12 protein-coding genes are annotated in these 12,221 nt (G+C 55.4%); 1 reads left to right on the forward strand and 11 read right to left on the reverse strand.

Annotation, left to right across the window (positions count from 1 at the left end):
- Positions 1–992, forward strand: a 992-nt coding sequence (locus tag QZ329_RS13215) for a tyrosine-type recombinase/integrase (protein WP_365352115.1), incomplete at its 5' end; no start/stop codon positions are given.
- A 37-nt stretch (positions 993–1,029) separates the two neighbouring features.
- On the opposite strand, the gene QZ329_RS13220 is transcribed toward QZ329_RS13215, so the two are convergent.
- The 11 genes from QZ329_RS13220 to QZ329_RS13270 all read right to left on the reverse strand — a co-directional run bounded on the left by QZ329_RS13220 (position 1,030) and on the right by QZ329_RS13270 (position 12,172).
- Positions 1,030–4,746 (reverse strand): hypothetical protein, encoded by a 3,717-nt coding sequence (locus QZ329_RS13220; RefSeq protein WP_295753379.1) that lies wholly within the window; start codon positions 4,744–4,746, stop codon positions 1,030–1,032.
- The gene (locus QZ329_RS13225) at positions 4,683–5,318 is read right to left on the reverse strand and encodes a hypothetical protein (protein ID WP_295753381.1); all 636 of its coding nucleotides are present in this window, start codon (positions 5,316–5,318) and stop codon (positions 4,683–4,685) included. Before QZ329_RS13225 ends, QZ329_RS13220 begins: the two co-directional genes overlap by 64 nt.
- A gap of 12 nt (positions 5,319–5,330) precedes the next feature.
- A complete protein-coding gene (locus QZ329_RS13230; protein WP_295753383.1) occupies positions 5,331–6,125 on the reverse strand; it encodes a thiamine pyrophosphate-dependent dehydrogenase E1 component subunit alpha in 795 nt (264 codons plus the stop codon).
- Positions 6,073–6,780: an alcohol dehydrogenase catalytic domain-containing protein gene (locus QZ329_RS13235; protein ID WP_295753385.1), complete on the reverse strand. Its 708-nt coding sequence runs from the start codon at positions 6,778–6,780 to the stop codon at positions 6,073–6,075. Before QZ329_RS13235 ends, QZ329_RS13230 begins: the two co-directional genes overlap by 53 nt.
- Position 6,781: 1 nt before the next feature.
- Positions 6,782–7,327, reverse strand: a complete 546-nt coding sequence (locus QZ329_RS13240) for a VOC family protein (RefSeq protein WP_295753387.1) — start codon at positions 7,325–7,327, stop codon at positions 6,782–6,784.
- Between the two features lie 8 nt (positions 7,328–7,335).
- Positions 7,336–8,178: a TIM barrel protein gene (locus QZ329_RS13245; protein WP_295753389.1), complete on the reverse strand. Its 843-nt coding sequence runs from the start codon at positions 8,176–8,178 to the stop codon at positions 7,336–7,338.
- 2 nt (positions 8,179–8,180) lie between these two features.
- Positions 8,181–9,092, reverse strand: coding sequence for a TIM barrel protein (locus tag QZ329_RS13250; protein WP_295753391.1), 912 nt, complete (start codon positions 9,090–9,092; stop codon positions 8,181–8,183).
- 14 nt (positions 9,093–9,106) lie between these two features.
- Entirely contained in the window at positions 9,107–10,165 is a 1,059-nt protein-coding gene (locus tag QZ329_RS13255) for an alcohol dehydrogenase catalytic domain-containing protein (protein WP_295753393.1), read from the reverse strand.
- Position 10,166: 1 nt separating this feature from the next.
- Positions 10,167–10,655, reverse strand: coding sequence for a VOC family protein (locus QZ329_RS13260; protein ID WP_295753395.1), 489 nt, complete (start codon positions 10,653–10,655; stop codon positions 10,167–10,169).
- A 78-nt stretch (positions 10,656–10,733) separates the two neighbouring features.
- Positions 10,734–11,696: a hypothetical protein gene (locus QZ329_RS13265; RefSeq protein ID WP_295753397.1), complete on the reverse strand. Its 963-nt coding sequence runs from the start codon at positions 11,694–11,696 to the stop codon at positions 10,734–10,736.
- 23 nt (positions 11,697–11,719) lie between these two features.
- On the reverse strand, positions 11,720–12,172 hold the full coding sequence (locus QZ329_RS13270) for a hypothetical protein (RefSeq protein WP_295753401.1): 453 nt from the start codon (positions 12,170–12,172) through the stop codon (positions 11,720–11,722).
- Between the last annotated feature and the right edge of the window lie 49 nt (positions 12,173–12,221).

A 12,221-nucleotide genomic window follows, 5' to 3' on the forward strand; every position in this document is an offset into this window, starting at 1 on the left:
TTCATCGCCGCCATAATCTCTGTAGTGTTGGTGAAATGCTGACTTTTGATATACTTGAGGAATTTTTTTGCCGTTATCTAGCCCTCCACTCGATAATGTTTGTGGAGGTGGTCTATATGACTGACAATACACAATTCAAGACGCTGGTTAATGAATGGCAAAATCAGAAAAAGCCAATGATTACCCCGTCAACCCACGCCAGCTTCACGCTGATTGCCGAAAATCACTTAATCCCGAACTTCGGCAAGCGGAAGATTGGCAGTATTACCGAGGCGGACATCCAGAACTACATTTTGTATCTCTATGAGAATGGCCGCTTGGACGACAAAGGCGGACTGACTGTGAAGACGATCCGCGATGTCATTCTTGTTCTCCGGCTGGCAATGGAGTTCGCCTACAAGGAGAGGGTAATTCCGTTACTGAATTGGGATCTGATTGAGTACCCAAAGGAATTGGGCGTTAAGAAGGTGATCTCTCTTTCCAAAGACCAGGAGCAGGCGCTGATCCAGTGCATTTACATGAATCTGAACAGAAAGACTGCCGGAATCTTGATTGCACTTTTTACCGGCGTGAGAATTGGGGAACTGTGCGGCCTGCAAATGAAGGACATTTCTCTTACGGATAAGACAATCACCATCAACAAAACGGTGCAGCGCATCTATGACAAGAAAAAGGGGACGTCCTATCTGCACATTGGACCGCCAAAAACGAAGTCCTCGACCCGGACGATACCAGTTCCATCGCTCTTGGTGAATATCATCAAAAAGTTTTACACGGAAAATCCTAACCATTACTTCCTGACAGGAAAAACGAAGACAACGGAGCCGCGTACATATCGGCAGTTTTTTACCCGTTTTCTCAAAAAGCATGAACTGCAAAAGGTGAAATTCCACGAAATCCGCCACCCAAATGTCAAGCTCAAGACACATATTTTTCAAAGAAGAAAACTTTCAGGCTATCAAATGAATTACAGCTTGAAAGTTTTCTTTTAAAGTATTACAGAGAATGTAGTTCGAAGGTTAACAATGATCAACTATCTCTGAGACGATTATCCATCGCTTCTAGCTGCCGGTTTTCTTCTAAATCAGATTCTACCCGTTTTTTTTCATACTCCGCCCAGCGGCGTATTTCTGCAAGCGGATGATCCTTATAAGACGCGAGCGTTGCAAATATCTTTTGGCTATTTTGGGCTACACCATCCAGACTGTACGTCTCATAAGCGTGAATTCCTGATAGGAACCGGCGGAAGACCGTCTCGTTCTGCCCATATCGTTCTAATACAGATAAAGTTATCTCAGGGACAAAGCGCTCGCTCAGGGATGGAGCCGGCAGGTGATAGGCAATGACCTCTGCTCTATTAGACGAGTCAACCTCAATCCACTGTAGGATCAATTTCGGTGAAAATAAGCCAACCAGCAGTGAGAACGAAGGTACATACGGCATACGATCAAATTGTGTTTTCAAACAATTGCAGATTTCAAAGGCCATGTCCTCTGCACAGGAACTACAGACATGTTTTTTGATAAAAGTGACTTGATGGGGCTGGTTACTGATCCAGCTAGAATAATCAATACTTTGTATGACCAAGAGGAGACACTCACGCAACAATCGCTTAGGCATTTGTTCAATAAGGAGAACAAATTCATAGGAGTAACGCCGAAGAATCTCCACCGGCAAATCTCTTGTATGCTTGAACAAAAAATTTTCTAAGTCAGGGTCCGGAGCTGCCTTCAGCCACGCTTGCCCAACGTGAAAGAAGCAGAAGATACCGTCATTTGTGCCGCTTGCCAAAAGCAGCTCCAGAATCGCTTCCATTTGTTTTAACGAGAGAAACTCAACCCACTGCCGTTCCCCTACGTCAAGCATATAGTTGTCAATTACACCCTCTTTCAATAGCCTAAAAATGCGCCTTAATCCGTCATTTGTGCGATCACATGTGATACTCATATGCAAAACGCCTTTAGGGTTCTGCGTAATGCATGTATCTAATTGACTGAGAATGAACTCTGGCAGCTTTTTTTCTCTATTGTAAATACCAAAATAATAACGCTCAGAAAACGTATTGCGGCTATCAGAGAAATTAGCGTTGATAACCGGGGCCAAGCTGTATGCCGCGTCTAACTTGCCGACCATCTCAACAAAAAACCCAAACGAATAGTCTTTTATATCATCCGCCAGAAATAAGCGCTCCAAAATTTGGGGAGCATCATCTTTCGTAATCAATTCCGCCGCCAGGTTTTTTATTTCACACAAGTGCTCTTCTTTGTTGGAAAAAGCGTTCTTTGCCAAACACACTTTTAATCGCGAGACAAAGTCTGTCTCCATAAGAGATTTCCGCCATTGTGTTAAGTAGGAAATCCTTTGGGCTTCTGCCTCGCCCGCTTCCTTTCTCTCCTGCAATACCTTTTCGTGTTCCAGTCGTGTATTTATCGCAATGACAATCTCTGTGCGCTGATCTGCGTCTTTGGCAAAGAGTTCCAAAGTCTGACGGTAATCATCTCGCAAACTGGGCGCGCTTATATTGACAAGAGGACTTGTAAAATCGGCCATCCGATCTTTTAGACACTGGAAAACTACCCGGCACATATCAGCGGGCAGAGCTTTTATATTGTTTTGGAGAGTATCTAGGGTCCACTGATGAATATTGATGATGTCTCCCCAATTATGGATATGCTTCCCTGACCAGTCCTCGGGTGTCAGCCGTCCGCCTACCATTTTGGGAGGAAGCAGTCGTGTGCCTTGCCAAGAAAGAGCGTGAGCCATTGCTGACGCAAATAAGCTGTTATTCCGATCCCCCTTTTGAGCGCGCATACGCGAAAGCAAAAACGCAAAGCGGGTTTTAAAGGAAACTTCTGTATTAGAAGTCAAGAAACCAAACAGTTCACTCCAAACACCCCGGCTGTTGTTAGAAATACCCGACTCTGCCTCATGCTGGCTTAACGCAAACAGTATTTCTTCGCAGATATTAAAATGTTCCTGAAAGCAGGCTAAATGTTCACAAGCCCACACAAACTCTCTGCGCCCATTGGCACCTGAAAATCTGTCCAGTATGGAGCCGGGAGTTCTCTTAATCAGATGCTTCATCCATGGAAGTCCATCCTCCGGAATAAATTCTACATATGTCATCATCTCCGTGCTGCTTCCAACAGAAAGACTTGCGCGCTCGACTCCAAAGAGTCCGGAGGAAACCACCAGGGCGGCACACCCATATTTGTCTTGAAACCAGGACACTAAAGTGTCCTTCACCTCCCCCCATGTGGTCTGACCGCATTCTCTGGCCCGCATGATAAATCTCCGGCGGAGTTCGTCAGTAGGGATACGATTCATAAAATCTGAGTAATCCCGGATCAAACGCACATGGTATTTTGAGAACAACAGCCGCGCCATAGCCCGTGGGGAGAGTTCAAAGTAGTTCCCTCTTTTTATTCCAAGACGATGGTCTGCACAAAAATTGACAGCTCGTATTAGCAATGTCTCGTTCAAATTGAAATAGTCTTTGAGAAACTCAAGCTCCTGCTTTGGGAATCCCTGGTATCCAAAGTCGACAAAAAGGGAAAATATCCGCACGATATCAATATACTCATCATCCACAACCTGGTCCATAATTCTCTCTGCAATCTGCATGGCGGACCGCTGGGTCCGTATGTCCCATACATCCTGATTGCCGGATTTTGCGTACTCGCCCGCAATTAACAATGCGAATCGCAGATCATTGTCTGAAAGACGATAGATAGCGTGCAGATCTTCCTGGGACAGCGATGGGTAGCGATAATGAATGATCTTGACGACGTCGGCTTCATCATGCGGAATCATCTGCATCATGTAGGGATCAGAGCGCGCATACTGAGCAGCTTCGTCCAAGCCCATCTCAGCTATGGCTACCGCTCTGATATTCTGATGTGGAATCAAGCAGCGCCTGAGGTCCTCCCACTCATCGAAGCTCACATCGTCCACGATCAAGTAGATCGGCTCGCTTGCCGATGTTTTTGAATAATTCCGAAGCCCGGATTGAAAATTACTCGAAAATTGCTCGTAGCTGTCAAAGAAAAGAGCGTTAGATAACTCCGGATTCTCAGTACATGCCTGTAAAACCGTTCGGGTTTTCCCAATCCCGGAAAAGCCGCAGATCAAGAGCGGTTTCTCTCCTTGGCAGACGAGATGACTGCGGATTTCTCTGATTAGGTTTTCGGAGACCGCTGTATCAACCCAGGCATCATAACCATAGTATTCCAATTTTTTGGTGAGGACATTCCGCCCCTGGTTCCACAAAAAACTAGCGTAGCGGTATTTCGGCCTGGCTAATGCGGGCCAATCCTTGCTTTGAAGGAGCTTATCGAATACTTCAATAGTGGGCCCTTGAACCTCGTTAAAGGTATCGCCCATATCTGCAAGCTCTGTTTCGATACCCAAAAGTTTGTATTCGTCTCCGTCATCCACGACAAAAAAACCACCGCCGGAGATGCCTGAAATTTGCTCGCAAAGGAGCTTCTGAGAGGGGTTAACATCAGCCAGCCGCATGTATATTGTATTGCCATAAGAATCTATGTGCCTGAACTTTCCGCTGTAAGGCACAAGCTTTCCAGTACGGCTGGTTGGAAAACCTGCCAGTCCGCCTTCTTCATAAAGCCTATTCGCCCTGCCAATAAATACACGTTCATGCGGATAACGTTCAGGCGGGTAATCTACCAACAGAATCGCCGCATCACAATCCTCGTCAGGGGATTCAATAATATCTGTATATCCCAATCCGGGTCCAGGGGGACCTCTCCCTTCATACGGTAGGCGGCGCTCTCCTCACAGAAGAACACGGGATCATCGTCCCGAATGGCGGCCTTCAGCAATCCCTTGGCGTCCTCCGGCGTGGAGGCGCAGACCACCTTCAGCCCCGGGAAGGCGGCAAAGAGATGGTAGATGGACTGGCTGTGATGCGGGCCGCTACGGGTGCCCCCGCCGATGGCTGTGCGGACCACGCAGGGCATCTTCTCCACCTGCCCGCCGGACATATAGCGGTATTTCGCCATGTGATTGCAGATCGGGTCGATACACACCATGCTGAAATCCATTTTCATGATCTCAACAATGGGCCGCCACCCGTACATGGCCGCACCGATGCCCAGGCCCACGATGGCGTTTTCCGCCAGGGGGGAATCAATGACGCGGTCTGGGCCGTATTTGTGATACAAGTCGCCGGTGACACCGTAGGCGCCGCCCAGAATGCCTATGTCCTGGCCGGCCAGGAACACCTTCTCATCCCTGGCCATCTCCTCGTCCATGGCCAGGCGCAGGGCCTGCATGTAAGTCATCTTTTTCGTTTCCATTCCATAACCTCCTCAGCAGCCGGCATAGATATGCTGCATGGCGACCTCCGGCTGGGCGTAGGGAGCCGCCTCGGCAAAGGCCCAGGCCGCGTCCAGCTGTTCATCCACTTTTGCCTCCAGGGCTTTCAGCTCCTCGTCCGTGGCGGCGTACTCCGCTTTCAGCTTGGCGGTCAACAGCTTCAGCGGGTCCCGCTTCATCCACATCGCCTGCTCGGCGGGGTCCTTGTATTTCACGCCGGACTCGTTCGGCCCGTGGCCCATCTGCCGCCAGGTCATAATCTCCAGGATCATGGGTCCCTTGCCGCTGCGGACGTATTCGGCGGCCTCCAATGCTGCCTTATAGACCGCCTCCACATCGTTCCCGTTCTCTATCGTGACTCCGGGGATCTCGAAGCCCGCCGCCCGGGTGCTTAAGCGCTGAAGGCCGGTCATCTTGCGGAAGTCCTCGGAGATGGCGAAAAAATTGTTCTGGATAATGGTCAGGATCGGCAGATTGAATGCCTTGGCCATGTTCAGCCCCTCAAAGAAGGGTCCCTCGTTGGTGCAGCCGTCGCCGCTGTAGGCCACCACGATATTGCCTTTCCCCTCGTGCATGAGATGGTAGGCAAAGCCCAGCGGCACGGTGTAGCAGGGGCCCAGAGTTCCCCCCAGCACATAGAGATTCTGGGACAGGTCCATAAAATGAGCCTCGCCCGCCTTGCCCTTGCATACCCCTGTCTCCTTCAGCAGCGTCTCGGACAGCATGCTGTTGAGATTACAGCCCCGCGCCAGCAGATGAGCGTGGGAGGACCGCCTCGTGGGCATCATAATTTTCTCGGTCCACCAACACCGTATCCACGCCGATTCCCCGGATATTGTCCAGCTTGCTCTGTACGGAGTCGATCACAGTAACGCTTCCGGCGGAGGAGCTCTTCGCCAGCTGCGCCAGGATGGTGCCGCTGGCGCCGCAGCCCAGGATCAGCACGTCGGCGGCATAGCGGAAATCGCAGCGCTCCATACAGTTGAAGGCGCAGCCCACTAGCTCGGTCATCGCCGCCGCCCGCATGGACACGTTGTCCGGAATCCGGTAGACCAGGTTCTGCCGCACGGCCACCAACTGGGCGAAGCCGCCGTTCCTGGTCTGCCCGTAAGCCTCGGAATGCTCACAGAACACAAACTCCCCCCGCTCACAAAAATAGCAAACGCCGCAGGGAATGTTGGCATCAGCGGTCACCCGGTCCCCCACTTGACAGCGGGTCACGTCCTCTCCCACGGCCTCCACTATACCGGAATATTCGTGTCCCGGGATCAGGGGATAGCGCCCGAAGACGGAGTAGCCGCCGTCATGGGCCAGGTCCGCCGGGCGGCAGACGCAGGTGGCAAACACCCGAATAAGCACCTCGTCCCGGCCGCACACGGGCTCCGGGACCTCCGTCAGCGCGGCGTTGGCCCGCCCGCCCTTGCGATATAAAACTGCTTTCATTTCACACCTCTCTCCGCCCATAGGCGGTCAGCGTCCGAATATCCTCCTCCGTCATGGCGGCCCGAGGGCCCACCACCCGGCTGCCGATCTCGATCACCATCCCAAGCTCCCGGCGCAGGTCAAAATAGGCGCAGTTCCTACCCAGGTGGTCCAAGTCGAAAAAGGGCGGGATATTCAGCTCATGCTTCAAAAAAGCGATACCCTCCCGGCGGTTTGCCAGGCGGATATTCAAGTGGTGAATGCCCGGCCCGTGCTCCCGGAGAAAATCCGTAAAGGGATTGGCCTCCTCCGGGTCCTCCGGCGCGAACAGCTCGATGTCCATCCCGCCCAGAGAAAAATTGTACTGGCGGTAATGGAAGCACTCCACAGCCTCCCCCCGGTAGACGACGTTCCGCAGCCGCCCGGACCTGACCGCCTCATCGGAAGACGAGGCGGTCAGGCTCTCCTCATCAAAGCCCAGAAGCTCCCGGAAGGCAGCAAGGCTCTCCTCCAGGTCCCATACCGCCACTGCGGCCTGGCACACCAGATCCAGCTTCAATTTTGTCATGGGCCCCTTCATTCCGTGCCGTACACCGCATGGAGCGACTCCACGTCTCGCCGGGCGGCGGACACATAGTCCAGGCCCTGCTCCATGATATTGGGCCGGAAGTAGAAGTTCTCCGAAACGATCCAGCCCTCGAACCCGATCTCCTTGACGGCTTGGGCGGACTCCCGGAAGTAGGTGCATCCCTGTCCCATCAGGACGATGGGGGTCTCCACGCTTAGGTATCCGTCCTCATTGGCCTGGGACTCCTTAATATGGAAATGGTCGAAGCGCTCCCTGCCCAGGGTCCGGATCATGTCCGGCGGATGGCCGGTGCCGTACATCACCGGATTGTGGGCGTCAAAGCACAGCTTCAGCTTGCCGTCCAGTGCGTCCAGAAAGCGGATATGGTCCTCCAGGGACATGTCGGTCTCCATGCCGATCTGAACGCCGTATTCCTCGCCGGTGTGCACCGCATACTGGGCCACTTGAAACACATGAAGCTTCTTGGCCTCGTCATTCATCCGCATCCCGTCTATGATGACGCTGGGAACGCCCATCTGCGAAGCGGCGATGATTCCCTGCCGGATGCTCTCCAGGCAGAGCTTTCCCTCCAGGCTGTCCAGGCGGCTCCGGTAGTAGCCCTGGTGACCCAGGGTGTAGAGATGAATCTGGGGAAAGGCCACGCCATACCTGGCACCGGCCTCCATGTAATGCTCCTGGACCCGTTTGTCCCGCAGAGGAAAGTTGTGCATGGAGCCGCCGGCATCCCCCAGCTGCATCCCGTCAAAGCCGGCCTCCCCGGCCATCTTCACTGCCAAGGAGCCCCAGCAGGGAAAGCTCCATTCACACACCGCGAACCTGAATCTGGCCATTCTCAGTTCCTCCCCTCTTTCCCGCTGAACAGCTGCCGCAGTGCCTCCAAGTCCCGCTGCACCATGGTCAGGAAATCCCCGCCTTCCTCCGCCAGAACGGCGCTGTAATAGGGCATCTCCGACAGAATCCAGCCGTCAAAACCCATGTCCAAAACCGCCTCTGCGCAGTCGGAAAGCCCGATGCCCTGCCCCAGCTGCACCGGGCGCATCGTAGAACTTGCCAAAAGGCCCTCTTCATCCACTTTCAGGTCCCGCATCCGGACCTGAGCCAGGCGCTCCCGGCCCAGGGTCCGAATCACCTCCGGGGCCCGGCCATAGGCGTACAGCGCCGGGTCCAGGACCCCATGGTCCAGAGTCACCTTCCCGTCCAGGCGCTCCAGGACCTCCAGCTGCCGCTCCAGCCCCGCGTCCATTGCCGCAGCAATCCGCACACCGTGGTCCTCACCCAGCCTTGCGGCATAGCGCAGCTTCTCCAAGGCATAGGCGTACTGTCCCACGCCGAAGAGCCCCCGACAGGGCACGGTCACTAGGGGAATCCGCATCTGCTCCGCCGCCAGGACAGCGTTTTGGATGGTCTCCAGGCACTGCTGTCCCTGGGGGGTTCGGTCCGAGAATTTCATAAAGCCCTGGTGGTCCAGCAAATAGAGGCAGATCCCCGTCAGCCGGACGCCGGCGGCCTCCGCCGCCTCCAGATAATCCTCCTGCACCCGCCGGTCCGTCAGGGGAAAAGAGTCCTTCCGCCGCAGGTCCAGCCCGAAGCGCTCGTATTCCACAAAGCCGTTGTTCAGGGGATGGGGCTGGAGATATCCGCCGCCGTCGGTGATCTGGATGCCCTGAAAGCCCGCTTCCCCGGCCATCTCAACAGCAAAGCGCCCCCATACGGGAAAGCTTTGCTCCATGGTTCCAAACCGCATATCGAACCTCCACCTCACTTTCCGTCTGACGAGCCGTTGGGCTCAATCAGGACCTTGACCACGCCGCTGTCACTGAGATTCTTATCCAGGGCCTCAAAATAATTCTCCAGCGGGTACACATGCGTCACAATATACTCCGGGTCCACCCGTCCTTTGGCCATGGAGCGCAGCACCTGGTCGAAATTGTGGTGCTGGAATGTGCTGCCCATATAGTGGAGCTCCTTCCGAGCAAAGAGAGACATATCCACCGAAACGCTCTTCCGATCCGTGCTGGCAAAGGAGTAGTTCAGGAAGCGGCCTTTGGCCTTTAGCAGAGGCAGACTCCGCTCGATCAGCTCCGCGTCCCCGGTGGCGTCGATGACAACATCGAAGCCATGGGGGAAGCGCTCCTTCTGCAGGGCCTCCAGCGCGCCGTAATTTCCCCTTTCCACCAGGACCGTCCCCACGCCCTTGGCCGCGATGCGCTCCAGCTTGCCAGGGTCCAAGTCCACCGCCGTCACTGTCCCGGCGGCAGTGCTCTTCGCCAGCATGGCCAGAAGCATCCCGCTGGCGCCGCAGCCCAGGATCAGCACATCCCCCGCCTGAGGAATCTGGGCGTTGTCGATGCAGTGGTAGGCGCATCCCACTAGCTCCGACAGGGCGGCGGCCCGGATGGACACACCCTCCGGCACCGCGTAAACGTGGCTCTCCGGCGCCACGGCCAGCTGGGCGAAGCCGCCGTTAAGACTCTGGCCCATGGCCTTGTAATTCTCGCAGAAGGCAAACTCTCCCCGCCGGCAGTAATAGCAGACCCAGCAGGGCGCACCGTTGTCCACCGCCACCCGGTCCCCCAAGCGGAAGCGGGTGATGTCTTTCCCGACCTGTTCCACCACCCCAGCGAACTCATGGCCGGGGATTACCGGATATCGGCCCAGCATAGAAGTCCCCCTGTCATGACCGGAGTCCGCGGGCTTGCAGATGCCGCAGGCCAGTACCCGGACCAGCACCTGCCCGTCTCCGCAGACCGGCTCCGGCACATCCCGGATGCCAGCGTGGGCCCTTCCGCCCTGTTCATATACGACCGCTCTCATCATTTCACTCCTCTCCTTTCCGCTCCTCCCGCGCCAGCCTGGCGCAGGGTCCGAATGCCCGGTCCCAGGGGACGAAGGACATACCCAGACGGCTGTCCAGCTCATAAAGGGGGGCGGGACCCGCCTCCGTCTCCTCCTTAAAAATGGGGAAAAGACCCATGGCCTCGTACCGCTCCGTCAGTTCGTCGCGGGACCGGACGGAGAGTCCCAAGTGGTGAAAGCCCGGGCCGCTCCGCCGCAAAGCGGCGGCATAGGGGTCCGGTCCCCCCTTGTCCAGGGGCTCCACCAGGCGAATCTGCACACCCCCCAGGTCGAAGCGGGCGCAGCGAGAGGCCGTCCGCTCCCCCAGCCGTCCGGTCCCGGCATCCTCGCTCAGGTGGATGGAGCTTTGGTCAAACTCCACCAGCCGTTTCCAGTTTTCCAGAGTCTTCTCCAGGTCCTCCACTACACAGACCACCTGAAAGATTTCCCTGACCCATTCCTCTTTTTTCAACGCGCATTCCTCCTGAAAGCAGACGAAGGGGCGGGACTTTCACCCGCCCCTTCACTTGCGCCCTGCCTGGGCGCCGCGTCACGCTTCAAAAAACCGCTTGGGATTCTCAATGGTCATCCGCCAGAGGAGATCAGGGTCCACGCCCATCTCCGCCAGCTGGGGGAAAATGTGGTTTTTCAGAAACAGGAACCGCTCCGGACACTGCTTCTGCACGTCCTTCTGTACCTCCTCCGGCTGGTTGTCATACAAGGTGGACACGCTCATAAAATCGTGGGAGAAGAGCATCCGGTCTCCCATCCCCGCATCCAGCAGGGTCTTGATGAACTTGATCCGCGTCTGTGTCGCCACCGCATAGGAACCGGGCAACAGCACGATGGGCAGCCGGTCCATGCCCAGCCAGGCCCCTTGATCGTAAATCCATTTGACGAAATCCAAGTCGGTGGTCTCCGGGATATGTCCCACGGACACGCTGTTCATATCTACGCCCACTTCCCGCAGGGCCGCCAGCTGGAACCGGGGGCTCTCCGTGGGGCAGTAGGTGTGCAGCATTATCTTTGCCCCCGTCTCCCGCTGGGCCAGGCCCACGGCATGGTGGACCTTCACCTTCCACTCCGTCGGACCCTCCCGGTCCATGGCCGCTTTCAGGATTCCGGCTTTGATGTCCGTTCCGTCGCAGCCCTTGGTGATGTCGTCCGCAAAGCACCGCGCCCATTGTTCGTCCGTAGTGGGGCCCACATAGGGCGGCTCACAGCCCCACCAACCGGTGGTGGCCACGATGTTGACGCCCGTCTGCTCACTGGCCCGCTTCAGGACACGCACATCCCGCCCCAGGCACACTGGCGTGGCGTCCACCACGGTGGAGATGCCGTTGTCCCGCATTTTCTCCAGGTCCCGAACAATCCTGGCCTCATAGTCCGCCGCGTAGAGCTGGGGATAGTGGGTGGCAACGCCCATGCTGGAGGTGCAGATATGCTCGTGCATCAGCGTGGAGCCCAGCGCATCCGTCGAAACGGGGCCTTGCACGGTTTGTACTGTTTTCATATTCTGACCATCCTCTCGATCATTTAGCCCGCGGCATATCCAGCGATGGCCTCCACCATATCGGTGCCCGGCAAGCCCAGCTTATCCAGGTCTTCGGCCAGAGACTGCTTGGACAGGGTCAGCTTGTCCAGGAACGCTTCCTTTGCCTCGTCGGTGGGATAGATGACCTCCGTACCGTAAGTCTCCTTGGCCCATTCGATGGAGGACGTCTCCAGCGCGACGCCGTCGTCATAGTTCGCCTGTTCCAGCTCCGACCGGAGAGCCTCGTCGTCAATGATGGCCTTCAGGTCATCCGGCAAGCCCTCATAAGTGTCTTTGTTCATATAGTAGCCGGGGCCGCTGAGATACCAGAAATCGATATAGGTCACATATTTGCAGACCTCGGCGAAGTTGCAGGACTTCAAGGTTTCCGCCGCGATCATCAGGCCGTCGTACATATTCTTCTGGAGGGAAGAATAGACCTCGGACCAGGCAATGCCATTAAGTTAACCAGATATTCCCAAGTAAAGCGCAAAAAAGCACTTG

Origin of the sequence: uncultured Oscillibacter sp. (genome assembly GCF_910579365.1) — a bacterium.
Lineage (GTDB): Bacteria > Bacillota > Clostridia > Oscillospirales > Oscillospiraceae > Oscillibacter.